At 36.4% G+C, this 18,061-nt stretch carries 14 protein-coding genes; 5 read left to right on the top strand and 9 right to left on the bottom strand.

The window, feature by feature from the left end; genetic code table 11:
* Positions 1-199 precede the first annotated feature (199 nt).
* On the bottom strand, positions 200-1,606 hold the full coding sequence (locus CTN01_RS10530; RefSeq protein WP_052666524.1) for a sensor histidine kinase: 1,407 nt from the start codon (positions 1,604-1,606) through the stop codon (positions 200-202).
* A 199-nt stretch (positions 1,607-1,805) separates the two neighbouring features.
* Between CTN01_RS10530 and CTN01_RS10525 the strand changes: the two genes are divergently transcribed.
* Positions 1,806-2,441, top strand: coding sequence for a hypothetical protein (locus CTN01_RS10525; RefSeq protein WP_244155947.1), 636 nt, complete (start codon positions 1,806-1,808; stop codon positions 2,439-2,441).
* Positions 2,442-2,517: 76 nt separating this feature from the next.
* On the opposite strand, the gene CTN01_RS10520 is transcribed toward CTN01_RS10525, so the two are convergent.
* The 3 genes from CTN01_RS10520 to CTN01_RS10510 form a co-directional block, all read right to left on the bottom strand.
* The gene (locus CTN01_RS10520) at positions 2,518-3,183 is read right to left on the bottom strand and encodes a response regulator transcription factor (RefSeq protein WP_045147394.1); all 666 of its coding nucleotides are present in this window, start codon (positions 3,181-3,183) and stop codon (positions 2,518-2,520) included.
* Positions 3,184-3,345: 162 nt separating this feature from the next.
* Positions 3,346-4,692 (bottom strand): ABC transporter substrate-binding protein, encoded by a 1,347-nt coding sequence (locus CTN01_RS10515; RefSeq protein ID WP_080896143.1) that lies wholly within the window; start codon positions 4,690-4,692, stop codon positions 3,346-3,348.
* 2 nt (positions 4,693-4,694) lie between these two features.
* A complete protein-coding gene (locus CTN01_RS10510) occupies positions 4,695-6,674 on the bottom strand; it encodes a HAMP domain-containing methyl-accepting chemotaxis protein (protein ID WP_045147396.1) in 1,980 nt (659 codons plus the stop codon).
* 341 nt (positions 6,675-7,015) lie between these two features.
* Between CTN01_RS10510 and CTN01_RS10505 the strand changes: the two genes are divergently transcribed.
* Positions 7,016-8,008: a lipoyl protein ligase domain-containing protein gene (locus CTN01_RS10505; RefSeq protein WP_107174364.1), complete on the top strand. Its 993-nt coding sequence runs from the start codon at positions 7,016-7,018 to the stop codon at positions 8,006-8,008.
* A 482-nt stretch (positions 8,009-8,490) separates the two neighbouring features.
* Here the strand turns inward: CTN01_RS10505 and CTN01_RS10500 are convergent, their stop codons facing one another.
* Entirely contained in the window at positions 8,491-9,678 is a 1,188-nt protein-coding gene (locus CTN01_RS10500) for a trypsin-like serine protease (RefSeq protein ID WP_045147397.1), read from the bottom strand.
* 428 nt (positions 9,679-10,106) lie between these two features.
* Between CTN01_RS10500 and CTN01_RS10495 the strand changes: the two genes are divergently transcribed.
* Complete coding sequence (locus tag CTN01_RS10495) at positions 10,107-10,679, top strand: PhnA domain-containing protein (RefSeq protein WP_045147399.1); 573 nt, start codon at positions 10,107-10,109, stop codon at positions 10,677-10,679.
* 93 nt (positions 10,680-10,772) lie between these two features.
* On the opposite strand, the gene CTN01_RS10490 is transcribed toward CTN01_RS10495, so the two are convergent.
* Complete coding sequence (locus tag CTN01_RS10490) at positions 10,773-11,213, bottom strand: RDD family protein (protein ID WP_045082238.1); 441 nt, start codon at positions 11,211-11,213, stop codon at positions 10,773-10,775.
* A complete protein-coding gene (locus CTN01_RS10485; RefSeq protein ID WP_052666526.1) occupies positions 11,206-12,624 on the bottom strand; it encodes a coniferyl aldehyde dehydrogenase in 1,419 nt (472 codons plus the stop codon). Before CTN01_RS10485 ends, CTN01_RS10490 begins: the two co-directional genes overlap by 8 nt.
* A 205-nt stretch (positions 12,625-12,829) precedes the next feature.
* Between CTN01_RS10485 and CTN01_RS10480 the strand changes: the two genes are divergently transcribed.
* Together CTN01_RS10480 and CTN01_RS10475 are read left to right on the top strand one after the other, a co-directional pair.
* Complete coding sequence (locus CTN01_RS10480) at positions 12,830-13,501, top strand: glutathione S-transferase (RefSeq protein ID WP_045147401.1); 672 nt, start codon at positions 12,830-12,832, stop codon at positions 13,499-13,501.
* Between the two features lie 142 nt (positions 13,502-13,643).
* Positions 13,644-15,974 (top strand): phosphocholine-specific phospholipase C, encoded by a 2,331-nt coding sequence (locus CTN01_RS10475; protein WP_107342159.1) that lies wholly within the window; start codon positions 13,644-13,646, stop codon positions 15,972-15,974.
* 57 nt (positions 15,975-16,031) lie between these two features.
* Here CTN01_RS10475 and speG read toward each other — a convergent pair whose 3' ends face one another.
* Entirely contained in the window at positions 16,032-16,556 is a 525-nt protein-coding gene (gene speG, locus CTN01_RS10470; protein ID WP_005364831.1) for a spermidine N1-acetyltransferase, read from the bottom strand.
* A 159-nt stretch (positions 16,557-16,715) separates the two neighbouring features.
* A complete protein-coding gene (locus CTN01_RS10465; RefSeq protein ID WP_230626921.1) occupies positions 16,716-17,939 on the bottom strand; it encodes a XylR family transcriptional regulator in 1,224 nt (407 codons plus the stop codon).
* Between the last annotated feature and the right edge of the window lie 122 nt (positions 17,940-18,061).

Below are 18,061 nucleotides of genomic sequence, written 5' to 3'. Positions count from 1 at the left end.
AAATTAAATCAATTGAGTACGGGTGGCTAATACTATAAATCTATTGATTCAATAGGTAGTAATTATCAAGAGGTGAGAAATTTAATAATATTATTCTTAAAAAGAATTCGGTTATTATATGAGTTATTTAGTTCTATAAGTCATAATCAAAAAAAGTGATAGCCTGAAAGGATATCACTTTTTTTATTTTTATTTGAGGCTACTTTTTTGTTGTTTCTGTAACCGGTAATAATAGCGATATTTTTAAACCACCATCAACTGAACGACCCGCCTCGACTTGACCTCCAGTGACTTGCATCGCTTCTTTTACAATGGCGAGCCCTAAACCATAGCCGCCAGACTGTTTATCACGTGCCCCCTCTATGCGTGTAAACGGGTCAAAGATATGTTTTAAATGTTGCTTTGGAATGCCATCACCATCATCTGAGACCGATACAACAACATAAGACTTTTCCGTGTTCGTTCTTATACTGGTATGAATTGTAATATTGGCTTCACTTCCAGCATATTTAATCGCATTACCTATTAAATTTTTAATTGCTCGTACTAATAATCGCGCATCTGTCTGAACCATTGGCAGTGTTCTATCAATATCTTTAATGAGCGATTGGCCTTGCGCTTTAAGCTGTAGACATTGTTCAACCGTTGAATCACAGAAAGTTTGAACGTCGACAGGAATAAGCTTGATATTCGCTTTTGCATTTTCAAATTGACTAAATTCAAGGATCTCAGTGACGAGTTCATTCATCTCTTCTGATTCTTGCTCTAACCGATCCACTAAATGCAAATGCTCAGATGAGGTACGCTTTCGGATTAAATGTAATGATAAATTATGTCTAGCCAAAGGGGTTCGAAGTTCATGAGAAACATCACGAATTAAACGCCGTTGTTTCTCTGTTAATAATTGTATTTGATTGGCCATATTGTCGAAATCAGTCGCTAATTCATTAAACTCTTTTACTTTGTCTCCCATAACATGAGCGACACGCACTGAGAAATCACCATTCGCTAAGGTACGACTCGCTTGTCTTAACGTATCTAATGGTCGCTGCAAATAGCGTGCGATAATTAACGAAAACATTAAGGTGATCAGAATAGCAATCACTACCTGTATTAAGCCAAAATACAAAGAAAAATTTTTAGCCGGATGTAATTCATGAGGTAACTGAACCATCAATTTATTACCATTTTTTAGAGGTATCATAAAAATGGGTTGATTTACACGAGAATCTAAAATTGAATTTAATGGTCGAGCAAATTTCAGTTTAAACTTAAAATGCGGGTGCATTACTCGGGTACTTATCTCTTTGTTATCACTGTTAAGTGCAAAAGCATAATATTTTTGTTTACTCTCCCACAGAGCAAGTCGTTGCGGATCACCGTTTTCAGTAAGCAAAGGCTCTACATCTGTCGCCATCTTCATAATATCTTGTTGTACATGTTGAGGCACATGTAGCATGGTTTTAACTAGGGCTATTTCAGCTAAATTCTGAAGCCCTAATATGAGTAGTAACCCTACGGTAAAGTATGAAAAAAGTCGGAAAACTAAGCTTTGCTTATGCAAAGGAAGTCGATGCTTTCCTTGTATCACATTAGAAACACTCAATTGTTTATACTCCAAAACACTTGCTTCTCTTTTTATCTATAATAACTAGCAATTCAGCCTATCCTAGTCACAAAATATGAGCCTGAGATAGACGATACTGTATTTTTACATGACAATAGTTATAGCGTTTATTTTTAGCATTCATACTAATTTAAAATTATGCTTCTCAACTCTATTCATCACAGCAAAAGGAAGTTCTATGATGAAGACCATTATTAGTTTACTGACATTATTATTAGTCGGTTGTTCATCAGGTTTACAAGTCTCTGTTCCTGATTCAGTTTATGAGAATAATCAAGCCACAGGTTATCTTGTTGGTACTCTGGGTGCTAATACCGAATGGCCGAAAACAGGTAAAAATCTGATCACAACGATTAACATTCGCCCTCTAAACACCAACACTCCTAGTATTGCGGATAGTAATATTATTACGATCACCAATAACAATGAAGATGGGCATTTTGAAAATCCAACAATTAGCGGCCATTTGTTTAATATTGAGTTACCCGTTGGACAATACGAAATTTTCAGTATTCAACTGGAAGGCTCAGATGGTAATAAAACGCTGATCTCAAAAAACAACAGCAAAATGGATATTACATTTTCTATTAGTGCTAACCAAGCAAGCTATATTGGACAATTTCTTGCCGTTAGCCGTATAGCAAAAAGTGAACTTTGGAATCTTGAGTATCCAAGTGGGTATGGCTATTTACAGCATAGTTATGATCAACAACGTGATAAAACATTATTTTCTCAGCAATACCCAAAACAACAAGCGACTCCTTTTAACCTTGAATTACTCACTTTTACAGATAATCGTGTATTAAAGAATTGATGGTTGCTCTATTATCTAGACCGAAAAAATAAGACGATCATTGATCGTCTTATTTTTTATCTTTGAAACGAGCTCATTACTCCGAAACACACGAAGAATAGCTATACCCTCGCCCACGTATTGTTTTGATGTGCTGTTTAGACATTCCTGCTAATACCATTTTTCGACGTATATTACTGATATGCATATCAAGATTACGATCAAACGGGCTAAGTTCTTTCTTTAAAACGTCTTTTTGTAATGTGGCTTTTGAGACGACAATTTTATTATGCTTAATAAGGTATTTAAGCAGATCGAGCTCGGTACCAGTTAAAGGTAGGCGAGAAAGCTGACTTTCTAATTCAACCGATGATGAGGGCAAAGAATGACGCTGGCGCTCTAAACCGACTCTTCGTAAGATTGTCGAAATACGTACCAGTAATTCTTCGACTTTAAATGGTTTAACCAAGAATTGATCAGCGCCAGCCTGTAAACCATCAAGCATCGTTGTTTCATCTCCTAATGCTGTTAGCATAAGGATTGGTGTTGCAAAACGCTGACAAATACGACGAGCAACCTGCATGCCATCAAGTGTGGGTAACATTACATCAAGCAGTATCAGATCGACACCCGTTGATTGAAGATATGTTAACGCAGATTCACCACAATGAACGCAACTAACTTCATGACCTTCATCTTCAAGAACTTCAGTTAATAACGCACACAATTGAACGTCATCATCAACTACTAATATCTTCGACACAATACGACACCTAAACACAATGAAACTGCATATTAATCACCTGATAAACAGATAACAATATCTAATGCATCTATCCTATTAAGATAAATTAAGAATTTACCGCTACAAACAAAAAAGCGATGATCTATCTCTAGATAGTAGCTTTTGAAAACGCATATCTGGTTATTCTTGGCAAATTAAACTTGCAACTTTTGCTTCTCTTTGTGGCACATACCATGAATCTAACCCCGCTTGAACTAACTGTGTTGCTTGTTCTGGTGTCATTGTACCATTTAATACGGCAACACTGGTTTGATCGATTTGAGCCTCAAAACTCTGTTTACCCCGAGATAGAATCTGCGCAGCACTTCGGATAGTAGAATCACACTCATTACGCCATCCCATCATTTCCTTCGCTATCGGGTTTTCAACCTCGAAGAAATGGTTAGATAACGAGAAGAAACCAGGAATAGCGTTAGTCAATAACTCAGCATACTCAGCCGTTGTCATCCATTCTAGTAACGCTTTTGCCGCTGGATTATTCTGTGCTTTGGTATTTAACCCTATACCAATATCAGTATGATCACTGAAGTAACATTCATCACCGCGCTTTTCTACCGGAGGCGGAAATACGCCAAAATCAAGCTGCCCTGTAAAGGTGCTAATATCCCAAGAACCTGCAGGATATATAGCAGCCTTCCCTGTTTTGAACAATTCGATAGAATCGGCATATTTACGAGTCTGATACCCCTTACCTAAAAACTTATTCCAATTCGCTAACTCCTGAAACACTTGTCGGTATTTGGGTGAATCAAAACGCTCAGTGCCGTTAATCAATCCTAATCGCCCATCTTCGCCTTTCCAGTAATTAGGCCCTATATTTTGAAAACCCATAGTACTGGCTTCCCATTTATCATTCGTGCCTATTGCTAAAGGCACATACTGACCATTGTTTTTAATCATATTCAACACATGATTAAACTCAGCTGTTGTTTTGGGCGCACTTAAATCGAGTTTTTTAAATACTTCTTTATTAAAGAAAAAACCATGGATCACAGAGGCCATAGGTAAACAGAAGGTCTGTGCACCAGAATCAGTTTGCCAAGGACTTAATGCAAAGCTTGGGAAGTTTTCCATTCCTGCCATTTCTGTAATATCGCTAAGGTGCCCCTGATTAAACAGCTTTAGCGAACCATCAAATGGACGACAGGCAATCAAATCGCCAGCACTACCATTCGCGAGATTGGTATTCAAATCATCAAGAAATGAGGTCAACCCTTCTGGTGAACGATAGGTGATTTTAATATTTGGGTAATGCTTATTAAATGCTGGAATAATCTTTTCTTTCCAAATCGCATCATCTTGCCGCCAAGAATCAACCAATACCGTACCTTTTAATGAGGAATCATACTGTTGCGCACTCACCGATAGTGGTGAAAATCCAGCTAACGTGATACCGCTAATAACAAGGCTGCGACATAAGGTTGATTGAACCTTTGTATAAAAAGGGGAAGCCATTATCTGTTTCATATTTATACCTTAAATCGTTCAATCAATTGACGTTGCTCTGCAGCTAGTTTCGATAGCGATTCACTACTATTTGCAGACTCGCGCGCTTCTGATTCTGCGTTATAAGCAACACTCGCAATCCCATTAATATGCTCAGCGACATCTTGACTCACTGAAATTTGCTCTTCAGTTGCATGAGCAACTTGCTCTGCCATTTCAAGAATAACGCGCATACGATCTGCTATCGATTGTAATGTTTCATCGGTTAAGCGTGTCTGTTCAACACATTGTTCCGTTTGTTTGTGACTTCTCGCCATGACCTTAGTTACCATTTCAGCGCTGTGCTGAAGGTTATCGATCATCTCATTTATTTCTTCTGTTGATTGTTGAGTTCGATTTGCTAAAGCACGTACTTCATCAGCAACCACTGCAAAGCCACGCCCTTGCTCACCTGCTCGTGCTGCCTCAATCGCCGCGTTAAGAGCCAACAAATTCGTTTGCTCAGCAATGCCACGGATAACATCTAAAATACTGCCAATATTCACCGTAAAGCTTTCTAATTTGCGCGTTATATCAACCGCTTCAGTAATATCAACCGATAGTTGCTCTGTAATGTTTCGACTATTAAAAACTAGATCTCGCCCTTGTTGTGCGGCCTGATTTACTTCATTTACTTCACTCACAGTCAGATCAGATGAACGTGAAATCTCTTTCGCGCTGACTTCTAATTCAGAAATTGCAGCGGCTACTTGATCGGTACGTTGTTTTTGATCTTCAACACGGCTCATCGCTTGTTCACTTGTAACAGCGGTTTTATTTGCCTCTGTTACTAGCTGTAATGAACCATCGTTAATTTTTGTGAGAATTTCAGCCATACTTTCAGATAATTGGTCGATAGAGCGAGAAAGCGCACCAAATTCACACTGAGATTGGTAATTAGTACGTTGGGTCATGTCACCCGCAGTCATCTTACGTAATACTGCATTAATTCGTGCTAATGGTGTGTGGATGCTTTTTGCCGTAGTAAAGGCAATAATTAAAGCAATAACACCTGAAATCAAACAGGCAATAATAATACTGTAAGTCGCTTGGTTGGCTGCAGCATCAGCAGCATTTCGACTATTAGATGCATTGCTACTCGCATACTGCATATAGTCATTAAGTGCTGTTTGAGTAATAACAACTTGCTTATTAGACTGTTGATTCAGCGCTGATAGTTGACTTTCTAACTGGTTATTTTCAGCCATAACTGCCAATAAGCCTGTTTTACCCAATGCTAAATCATGGACGCGTTGTAAATTACGCGCGTAACGCGCTTTCACATCTTCAGGCACATTAATACGCTCTAAACCTTGTTTTGCTAATTCAATATCTTTAGCAAGTACTTGGCTTAGTTTTTCAAAGTTAGTATTTTTATTAGCACGACGAACATTTTTTAAGTCACGACTGATACCACTGGTAATAAGTTCTGCTCGATTGCTTAAAGAACGTTTTACACTCGCACGTTGGAGTAATAAATTCGCGGCCCATTGATAAGTATCTTCTAAACGAAGAAACGACAAATTAAGCTCTGTTAATCGGTCGTTAACTGCAATCCATTGATTATGTGTGTTAATTGTTTTTTGTGATAATTCAAAAAACTTATCGGCTGCAGCAAGTGCTGTAGATAGTTTTTCTTGCGCTTCTTCATCAACAGCATATTGCAATGCTTGCTGTTTTGCGGTGTTAAATTCACTTTGAGCCTTTGATACCGCTTCTTTTCGCTCGTTTAATAAGTTCGATGATTGAGTCGTACGGTAATCAACAACTGATAGCTGATTTTCACGTAAACTCGCGAGTAATTGACTTGCCGATGTAACCATAGGTGTCGACACCTCAGTTACATCGGTAAGGCGATCATGGATTCGACTAGTATTGATATAACTAATACTTCCAACTACGGCAATAAGAATAAACATTATTATAAAGCCGACAATGGTGCGCTGTACTATTGATAATGACATAACATGCTTCTATTTATGATTAAATCACGCCGCAGCTGATTAAATAAGATAAGTATGAATATACTTATTTCGCGGTTCTAAATAAAAAGTTAACAACAGAATCAATATCAAGATCACACTTTATTATTTAAATAGTCATAAAGGTATTTATTGTTTTTAATAAAATTCTGTTCAAATTCCAATTTGGTATTAAATGACAGTATTTTTAAATTTAAAAATAACTAATGCGATGTACCTCATATAAATACTTTTAATTCTTAGTTATCTCACTTAATTAAACTTGGCGTATATGCAACAATATACCTTTTATAATTCTAAGATTGATGATGAGAGATAATTTCATGAAACTGTCTATCTATTATTCAGAATCAACAGATCCAAGCTTCAATCAAGCGATTGAAGAAACATTACTGAAACAAGTAAATGGCAACAATATTATTGCTTTTTTATGGCAAAATCAGCGCTCTGTTAATATAGGGAAAGACCAAAACCCTTGGCGTGTATGTAAGCCAAAGCTACTTCGTAGTGAAAATATTAACATTGTAAGGCGTCATACAATTGGCGGTGCTATCTATCAAGATTTAACACACACAAATATTGCTTTAATCGGCCCTACTCATTATTTAACACAAGGCATAATTGAAAAAATATTAATAGACACATTTGAGCCATTGAAAATAGATATCGCAGTATCTGACAATCTTGAATGCTTAGTTGAGAATAAAAAAATTTCTAATACAGCATTATCAGTCTCTGAAGATTATTTATTTTTTCATACAACTTTAAGAGTAAATACCTCTCTTGCTGATATATCAAAGTATATGAATAGTCGTTATTCTATTCTCAATCATCAAAACCTTGAACGATCTTATACCTCAATTAACCAACATATTCGTCCATTAGAACATAATGAATTATGCCATTACATTAGTGATAGTATTCAAAAAACACTAAAGCTTGATGTAGAAAATACAGTTATTGTCAATAACCAGCATCCAGATTGGATCGAATTTAGTACCATTTTTTATCGTCTGAAAAGTTGGGACTGGAATTATGGTCAATCACCTAGTTTTATTGAATCATTAGAAACTGAATTTTCATGGGGGCACGTCGAACTGAAATTGAATGTTGATGCTGGAGTGATCACCAAAGTCTACTATGATACGACTATCCAATACCACCATATGATGAATGACTTAAGTCAAGCGGCAATTGGTTATCCATTTAATGCCAAATCTGTTATATCCATTGTTTGTGGCTTATTGCTCACGCATTCAGAACATTATGATGAACTAATGGCACTTTCTGAATGGCTACAACAAGAAATTGCATAATACTAAAGATGCTAACTTTTAAGGAAAAATTTAGTTTTATGTCTATATATTGAACTAAATCAATTAGGCATCAATTACATGATTTTTATCATTAACAACTTCTTGACTTTAGCAGAGGCGGCACCAAATCTAGCCTATCTGCTTTTCCCACAGAGTTATACACAGCTTCTGTGGATAATAGGGACAATTAGTTTCTCCTTACCATACTTATTCCAAGAGTAGCTTTGTAACACTAACGACCGATAAAAACAAAAATTAAACATTAACATTCATTAACTTAAGTAAAATAAACAAATAAATTGATTCTAAATAGTTATTAATTTCACTTTATTTATGACATAAAAATACTGTGAATAAATCGTTTTAATTACTCATAATTCAATACAACTTTTGATAATTTTATGCTACCTAACTACATAAATACCCTCCATAAAAAAACCACCAGCTTACACTGATGGTTTATATTAAAAATATTGAGCCTGTTAACTCTTCTTTCGCCTTAAGTAAGTCATCATTCCAAGTAAACCAAGCGATAAAACACCGATATGGCCGCCACTTCCACCATCATCTTCATTGATATTACAGTTATTAGCAGAAATACTGTCATTACAAGCTCTGATAATTTTATTTTTTTGTTCCGATATAAAATCAGGGTATATAACAGGTTGTTCAGGAACAGTATTTGTAATTTTTGCTATCCAATCACTAAAAGTACCTGTTCTGGCATAAAAAGTAGGATTTGAATATGAGCCACATGCAAGCCCCTGAGTCACAGCACTTCCGCTAACGATACCGATTTGATACCAATCACCATTGTTACTTTGAGTCATTATTGGGCCACCGCTATCACCAAAGCAAGCGTCAGCACCAGAAGCAACAGGCACTCGAGACAATAATTTAGGTGGTAAACTACAGATTTTTAAGAGACTAGCCGGATTATCAATAAATTGGCCTTCAAAACCACCATCACTATAATATTGATAACATTCTTGAATAGGATAACTAGTTAAACTTGCTTCTTGTAGATAATCAGATGGATTATCACCACTTATTGTTGTTGCCCCCCACCCTTTTATAACTAGGTTCGATTCTCGATTATCATTATTCCATTGCAAAGTTAGTTGTTTGTCTAATTCATTAGCTTTAACACTTGATGGTATTTGTACTCGACCGACATTAGAAAAAGTACGTTTCACGCGAATTAATGCTACGTCATTATCTAAAAACGCAGATGTGATTTCTGTTATATTTTCATCATTATCCGTTTTAAATCGAACTTCTGGACTGTATGAAGGATGGACAACAACATGACTAGCTTGATATTCATCTTCTGCTGTATATTGACTATTATCAGTAATTCCTGCTGTAACCATTACCTGACTAGGTTTAAGAACATCATATTTATTATCTGATGAAGTACTTTGAACCTCATATACAACACAGTGAGCCGCAGTTAATATCCAATTATCATCGATAACAGTTGCACCACAAAAAGGTTTTTTATCTCCCTCATTTATTCTCAAAGATGCCATGAAATTATCAGAAGGTGCTACTGAAACTTCATTACCACCAATAATATATGCACTAATATCACTTTCTGATGCCGTTGCAGAAAGAGGAAAAGACAGTATTCCTGCAATAGCTAGCCCTAACGTTGTAATTTTATTCATACAAGCCTTCTTAATTATTTCCTTTTAATTAGGCTTATAAAGTAACAAATTATTACCAAGCAAGCAGAGGAGAGAAGTAAAAAAGTGACACCACTCATAGCCTGAATAAGAATAATTACTAATTACAACGGCTATTTTAATCATCATGACCATTCAATAAATAAAACATCGTAAACATAACTATGGCTTTAATTTTGGTTTTGGTTTTGGTTTTGGTTAAAAAGGTTAAAAAGGTTAAAAAGGTTAAAAAGGTTAAAAAGGTTAATTACTTTTTGGTTGGCTTCTAGATAAATTCTTATGACTTTTTTCTTCCTTTGGACACTAAACAGTCTGATGTACTATATATTTCGTGATCTCGCGCTTGTTTTCTTCCCTTATGATTATTTGATGTGCATAATGTGCCCACAATAACTCTATGGACAATTCCCATGACTATCGAACAAGCTTTAAAAGATCGTAGCGAATCAAAATGTGAACTATGTTCTTCTGAAAATAACCTAGCTGTATACGCAGTTCCAGCGTCTGAAGATAAGAGCGCAGGCTGTAGTGTATACCTTTGTGATACTTGCCGTGGTCAGCTTGAAGATCCAGAGACAACAGATGAAAACCACTGGCGTTGCCTAAACGACTCTATGTGGAGTCAGGTTCCAGCTGTACAAGTAATGGCTTACCGTCAACTTAAGCGTCTATCTTCAAAAACTGACTGGGCAATGGACCTAGTTGACATGATGTATCTAGAAGATGATGTTAAAGAGTGGGCAGATAAGGGCCTTGTTGAAGAAGAACAAGCTTCTGTTCCAACGCTTGATGCAAACGGCGCAAAACTACAAGCTGGTGACAACGTAACAATCATCAAAGACCTTCCAGTTAAAGGTTCTAGCATGGTAATTAAGCGTGGTACACCGGTACGTAACATCAGCCTGACTGATAACCCTCTTCATATCCTAGGTCGTGCAGACGGCGTTCAAATGGTTATCATTGCAGCATACACTAAGAAATAATTCTTTCGTTTCGCTGAACATATATAAAAGAAAGCCCTTAGCGATCTCATCGTTAAGGGCTTTTTATTATCTCGTCATTTATATCTAGGCAGATTATTTTGATTTCTTGATCACAACCGTATTGGCTAATTTATCATGCCAGCCTTGTTTTCGTTTATCCCAACCAACAGCAAGCAAGCCTATTCCTAAAGGGATTGCTGATACAAAATAACCTAAATAACGAATAATAAATTGCTTAACCGTTGGTTTATTCCTTGTTGTTGCATCAACAATGATTGACTGTATTGCCATTTTCCCTGGCGTCGCTGATTTGTAAAACCAAAAAAGCATCACGCCGATGAATGGCAGACCATAATTAATGAGTACACTCGCAGGATCAAAAGTCGAGTTTGTTCCCGTCGAGAAGAAATCACCATATAAACTATACAATAATGGTGCAGTGACTAATGAGACAACCAATGTATCAACAATCGTTGCGACAACACGTTGCCAAAAGCCCACATAAATTACGTTACTGCGACTATAATCAGTCATATTTTCCAAACTTACGATTAATAATAAAGTTAATCATACGTTTACCTAATGATGAATACGGTGAATATAATAACTTCATCGATGACAATGAAGCTTGATACATTACAGGACGCATCTTCGATAAACGTTCAAAGCCTTCTTTGCCATGATAATGACCTATCCCACTATGGCCTGAACCACCAAAGGGTAAATCATCTTGCGCTACATGTAACATTACATCATTAATTGTTACGCCACCTGAACGTGTCTGCTGAATTACCTTTTGTTGTAAATCTTTACTGTTAGAAAAGAGATATAAGGCCAGTGGTCTATCACCTTTATTTATTAATGATATAACTTGCTCTATCGATTGATAGCTAATGATAGGTAAAATAGGGCCAAAAATCTCACGCTGCATGACTTGCATAGTTTCATCCACACCTGTAACAAGATGGAGTGGGAATTTACGCGAATGCAAATCTGGTGATGAATTGGGGATCAAATTATAAATATCGGCCCCTTTCGCTTTTGCATCTTCTAATGTCGTCACTAATCGTTCAAAAGACTGACTATCAATAATTGATGTGTAATCTTGGTGGTTAGTATCAACAAAGCGCTTAGCAATAATTTTTTTGGCTTTATTTATAACTTCTGGCAATAAATCCTCTGGAACATATAGGTAATCTGGCGCTACACACGTTTGGCCACTATTGTAAGTTTTACCGCCTAAAATTCGCTCTAATGCCTTCTTTATATCGTAATCATCGGCAATAATAGCAGGTGATTTTCCCCCGAGCTCCAAGGTTACTGGTACAAGGTTTTTCGCCGCATTTGCCATTACTGCTTTACCCGTTGTACTTGAACCAGTAAAGACTAAGTGATCAAACGGTAATGCTGAAAATGCTTTACCTGTGCCTCCCTCTTCCGCAATAAAACGCACCTTTTCTCGTGCAAATGTATCTGTAAATAACTGCTGTAACAATCGACAGAGCTCTTGGGAATTTTCAGACATTTTCACCATCACTGAATTACCTGCAGCAATCGCGGCAACTAATGGTGCAATAGCTAAAAATAAGGGATAGTTCCACGGCACTATAATACCAACAACACCAACAGGTTGAGGCATGACTCTATTTTTAGCGGGTTTAAACCACATCGAGGTATGACGTTTTTGTATTCTCATCCAACGAGACAGATTTTTTTGTGTATATTTAATACACTCAATGCTGGTAAATATTTCAAGCAATGCTGTTTCAGCAACTGAACGCTGACCAAAATCCTGTGCAACCGCATGACAAATAGCATGTTGATTCTGCGTAATTAATAACGAGATCTTCTCTAAATCTGTTAACCTTTCTTGTAATTCAGGCATAGGGCATTGTAGAAACGCCTGTTTTTGTTGTGTTATATATTGATCTAACTGCTCGTCCATCCGTATTACTCTCATCACAGAATCAAATTAAAACAAGATAAATAATCGTTGCATAGGTTGTAAATTTATCGTATACACAGAACTTTATACTCTAATTTGTTAGCTTATAGGAATGAATAAATACAATACAATACATACATATACGCATCATGCGATATTTTAGACTACCCTCAATAACAAAGGGGATGAGTAGAAGGTTTTAGATATGTCAGTACCTATTTTATATACACTAAGACAATGCCCTTATGCTATCAGAGCAAGATTAAGCCTAATACTTGCTGAAATTGAGTTTGAGCAACGTGATATTGATTTAAGGCGAAAGCCTGACGAAATGTTAGACATAACACAGAAAGGAACCGTACCTTTACTTGTATTAGAAAATGGTGATTATATTGATGAAAGTTTAGAAATCATGATCTGGGCTTTGAATAAGAATGATCCTCACAATTTACTACTGAGTCATGCCCCTCACTTCTTTCCTGAAATGCTCAGCCTTATTGCAAGAAATGATCATAAATACATTTCAGCATTGGATCATTATAAAGCCGATGCCCGCTATCATAATCCAGAAGTACCAATATATCGTAAACTTTGTGAATCATTTCTAACCGATCTCGAAAACCGACTGTCCAATCATCAGTATTTAATGACTGACACACTGAGCTTAGCTGATTACGCGATATTACCTTTTATCCGACAATTTTCGCATATTGAACGTCAATGGTTTAGACAAACTGATTATCCAAATATAAAGCAATGGTTAAGTAGCCTTTATCAAGACCCTATTTTTTCAAAAGCAATGAAAAAGTATCCATTCTGGGATAATGGTAGAAGCACAGTTACCAATAAATACAATGACTTAACCATGACGAATTAGTGAATTAGTGATGAATTTTACGTAACGAATGTCAGTGCTATGTTAATAACTACACTAACAACAATAGTTTAATAGTTCTGAAATATTTCTTATTCAAATTAGCTGAAGGTTGATTAAACCTCACTTTTAATAAGGAATTGTTATGGTAAACGATAGTCGTCGCTCATTTATAAAAAAGTCTGCCGTTGTTGGTGCTGGCGCTGCTGCAATTAGTACAACCCCAAATGTGTTTGCAAGTATTGAAAAGGCACTTTCAATTCCTGCAAACCGCAAGCATGGCAGTATCAAAGATGTTGAGCATGTCGTTATTTTAATGCAAGAAAACCGTTCCTTTGATCATTACTTTGGCACAATGCCGGGTGTTAGGGGCTTCGCTGACCGTTTTCCATTAAGACAACCGAATGGCGATTTTGTTTGGAATCAGCATAACCCAAATCCAGACGAAGTAAGTACTTTCAAAAAGACTTTATTACCTTGGTATTTTAATACCAGCAAAAATATTGGATACGAATTTTTTGCAGGTACCCCCCATTTTTTTAATAATGCTCAATATGCAAATGCACACGGTAAAATGGACCAATGGCTTCCTAATAAAACTGATAGGACAATGGGATATTTCACTGAAAAAGAGGTCCCTTTTCAGTTTGCTCTCGCTAACGCTTTTACCTTATGTGATGCTTATTATTGCTCAACTCAAACAGGTACTAATCCTAATCGTGTAGTCCACTGGTCAGGTACAAATGATCCTCACGCAAAGAAAAATGGCCCTGTAATCAATAATAATCATGAAAACTTTTATACACCAGATGAAATCGAAAACGGTTATAAATGGACTACCTATCCTGAGCGATTACAACAAGCAGGTATATCGTGGCGTTTAGTGCAGAATATTAACAATAATTACACTGACAACCCGCTTGCTGGTTTTAAAACCTTTAGAGATGCGCACCATAATAATCCATCTGCACCTTTCTATTTAAATGGTATCGGAACAGAAATACAACCTTCTATCGAAACATTCCGAGAGCTTTATAACAGTGAGGAAGGTTTACCCAAGGTCACTTGGATTGTTACTGAAAATGATTTGTCTGAGCATCCAGGTTGCTCAACTCCAACCTTAGGTGCAGCTTATACATCTGAAGTCTTAGATATACTCACTTCAGATCCTAGTATTTGGGCTAAAACGGTGTTTATTGTTAATTTCGATGAGAATGATGGCTTATTTGACCATATGCCACCACCGTCGGTTCCTCACAAAACACCAGATAACAAGGTATACGGTAAGACGAACATCAGTACCCATAATGAGTATTATTATGATACCGACTATTCAAAAACTGAGGAAAATGTTGATGATTTTGTAAACAATGCTTCACATGGATTAGGACCACGTGTTCCTTGTTATGTTATTTCACCGTGGAGTATTGGAGGGAATATTAACTCACAGGTGTTTGATCATACTTCAGTTTTACGCTTCTTAGAAAAAGTAACAGGCGTTGAAGAGCCGAATATTTCCACTTGGCGACGTGAAATCTGTGGCGACCTCACCTCTTGTTTTGACTTTGAAAAGCGTAATGACGCGATTGATATTCCACATGGTAAATCAGAATCTCAAGCCCATCAGTTAAAAGCCGCAGCAGAAAAAGAACATGAGAAACATTCGACTAAACCTGGACATGAGCGTGAGTACGGTTACGATGAGTCTGGAAAAAGAACGAAGCCACAAATGAGTTTAGTTGGTTTACCCGTTGTTACACAAAACGGTTCTCGCCCATCTTGTCAACTCCCATATGCGCCGAAAGTAGATATTCATTTTAAATCTGATGCCGTAATGTTTGAATTCGCTAACCAAGGTAAACAAGGAATCGTATATCAAACATATAACTACCTTGCACATAATGAGCCCCAGCAAGACAAATTTCTCGCACCTGAAAATAGCCCATATGATATGACCATGCCGCGTCAATACAGTGTAGCGTCTAAAGGGGCTAATAAACTTGAGCCTACAGTTTCAGATAAGTGGACATTTGGTGATCACAGAGACTTTGATTTAATGACCTTTGGTCCCAATGGGTTCATTCGTAGAGTTAAAGGTTTAACATCTGAGCATCGGGAGATGCCAATTGTTTCAATCGATCATAAGGAGTCAAGAGCAGGTCATGCTACCCCTCACCTATCAATTAAAATTGAAAATCATTCGAAACAAACTCAAGTTATTACAATAACAGATAATATTTACGGTAAAGATCCTGTGGAATTTAAGATCAAGGCTGGGAAAGTAGAGCATATCGCTTATAAAACCTGTAAACACTGTTGGTATGATTTATCAATAACAGCCGATAACTGTGAATATTTCTCATTACAAGCCGCAGGACGTATTGAGATGAATCACAAACACAACTTTAAAGCTGTGACAGATCCTGAGATGGGTAATTTTTCTTGTGATAACGAGCTAAATAGCTTAATAAGTTAATTTTTATCATTAAAATCCGGCAAGTAAGAAAATTAATTAGCTTGCCGGGTTTTCGAATTATTTACTGCGACTCAAGAAGTATTCGTCTTGTAATATATACATGCGCTTAATATCGCTGTATTTACCATTTATAAAGATTTCCTTTACTAAATGGCCTTCTTCCTTAAATCCACACTCTTCGTACAAATGAATGGCTTTTTCATTTTCAACTGCTACATGCAAATATACTTTATGCAGATTAAGAATCGTAAACGCATAGTTTAGTGCACGATTAATTAAAGTGCGCGCATAACCATTACCCTGATATTCAGGTGCGATTATAATTTGAAACTCGGCATTTCGGTGAATATTGTTTATTTCAACGAGCTCAACTAAACCAATTGATTTCTTTTCTTCGTTTTCAACAATAAATCGACGCTCAGTACTATCATGGATATGCTTACGATATAGCTCTTCAAGTTCATCAAATGACTCATAAGGCTCTTCAAACCAGTACGCCATAATTGTGCGGTTGTTGTTTAACTGGTGAATAAAACGCAGATCTGTGCGCTCTAATGCGCGTAGTTTGATCTCATTACTCATTAATATAATCCTAAAAAGATGACGACGATTGACGACATTGTGCGTTCTGCCCGCATCGTGAAAGTATCACTAAATAAAAAAAAGAAAATACAAAACTTGTAACCAAATATTCCAAGAAAAACACTGGAAAAGCAGTTCTTTTTTGTCTGTTTTTCTAAGCTAACAACAACTTTCTTTAACCCTAAATTCTTTCGGTGTGTACCCTAAATCTTTTTTGAATACGCTATACATATATTGTAACGATGGATAACCGCTTCGATCAGCAACGCTTTGGATAGGGATATTGATGTCACATAATAATTCACAAGCATACTTCAACTTTTCTTGATGGATTTCGTGATGAATCGAATGACCTCTTTCTTCTCGGAAACGAGTATCTAAATTAGAGCGAGAAATACCAATATGATCAAGAACTTGTTCAACTTTAATTCCTTTACATGCATTCCTTTTAATAAAGTGCATCGCTTGAATAACAAATGGATCATTTAATGATACGTATTCAGAGCTTTGTCTTTCATGAACTTTATTAGCAGGAACCACAATTCGTGGCAATGATGTTCGCTTTTTTAATAACTCTGGTTGTAGTAAAGATTCATGCATTAATTTGGCTGCTTGATAACCCATTTCAAGGCAACCTTGTTCAACAGAACTTAAAGGTATTTTAGTTAAAAAACGAACCACTTCTTCGTTATCGATACCAACAATTGCAATTTGTTCAGGTACAAGTATGTTATTTTGTTCACATGCTTGAATTAAATGCCTTGCTCTTGAATCTGTCACTGCGATGATTCCTGTTGGAACAGGCAGGCTTTGTAACCAATCAGCTAATCGATTCATATCGTATTGCCAATTAGTCACCGAAGATTCAATACCTTGAATAATATTCTTTTTGTAACCCAATTTATCTACAACTTGTTTAAAAGCTAATTCCCTTTCCTTAGCCCATGGTTTGTCACAATTATTTGCCAGGCCATAGAAAGCAAAATTTTCAATACCTTTATCCTTTAAATGATTAAATGCACTTTTTAACAAGTCTTGATTATCTGTTGCAACATAAGGTACCTCTGGATAATCATTCGGATCATTAAATGAGCTCCCTACTCCAACAATTGGAACATCAACCTGACTTACTAATGTCCGAATATTATCGTCATCCATATCAGCAATGATGCCGTCACAAACCATGGAATCTAACTTCTTAGCACAATAAGTAAAGTCTTCTTCCATGAGTAAATCCCAGTCACAGTGATATTTATCGAGGTAGTTACCGATCCCTTCGATCACTTGGCGGTCATACGCTTTATTTGCATTAAAAAGCAATATTAATCGATAATTTTTGGGCATGTATGCATCTATCTTCTTTTTATTCAGATAACTATTCACATACTAACACGACATATAAACCTTCAATGTGATGTGTTACTCAAATATAAAATCCATAATTAAGGCTACTAAAAAACATAATTGCGTCTTTTATTTAACCTGACAACATTGTTCATCTATCG

The sequence above is a fragment of the Photobacterium angustum genome, from assembly GCF_003026365.1.
GTDB lineage: Bacteria > Pseudomonadota > Gammaproteobacteria > Enterobacterales > Vibrionaceae > Photobacterium > Photobacterium angustum.
The sequence above is the reverse complement of the archived record's forward strand: the minus strand, read 5'-3'. Positions and strand labels throughout refer to the sequence as shown.

Excerpts from the sequence above, each read along its gene's own strand:
- CTN01_RS10475 (WP_107342159.1), top strand. The coding sequence starts at position 13,644 with ATGGTAAACGATAGTCGTCGCTCATTTATAAAAAAGTCTGCCGTTGTT.
- CTN01_RS10525 (WP_244155947.1), top strand. The coding sequence starts at position 1,806 with ATGATGAAGACCATTATTAGTTTACTGACATTATTATTAGTCGGTTGT.
- CTN01_RS10505 (WP_107174364.1), top strand. The coding sequence starts at position 7,016 with ATGAAACTGTCTATCTATTATTCAGAATCAACAGATCCAAGCTTCAAT.
- CTN01_RS10510 (WP_045147396.1), bottom strand. The coding sequence starts at position 6,674 with ATGTCATTATCAATAGTACAGCGCACCATTGTCGGCTTTATAATAATG.
- CTN01_RS10480 (WP_045147401.1), top strand. The coding sequence starts at position 12,830 with ATGTCAGTACCTATTTTATATACACTAAGACAATGCCCTTATGCTATC.
- CTN01_RS10485 (WP_052666526.1), bottom strand. The coding sequence starts at position 12,624 with ATGGACGAGCAGTTAGATCAATATATAACACAACAAAAACAGGCGTTT.
- CTN01_RS10495 (WP_045147399.1), top strand. The coding sequence starts at position 10,107 with ATGACTATCGAACAAGCTTTAAAAGATCGTAGCGAATCAAAATGTGAA.
- CTN01_RS10490 (WP_045082238.1), bottom strand. The coding sequence starts at position 11,213 with ATGACTGATTATAGTCGCAGTAACGTAATTTATGTGGGCTTTTGGCAA.
- CTN01_RS10500 (WP_045147397.1), bottom strand. The coding sequence starts at position 9,678 with ATGAATAAAATTACAACGTTAGGGCTAGCTATTGCAGGAATACTGTCT.
- CTN01_RS10515 (WP_080896143.1), bottom strand. The coding sequence starts at position 4,692 with ATGAAACAGATAATGGCTTCCCCTTTTTATACAAAGGTTCAATCAACC.
- speG (WP_005364831.1), bottom strand. The coding sequence starts at position 16,556 with ATGAGTAATGAGATCAAACTACGCGCATTAGAGCGCACAGATCTGCGT.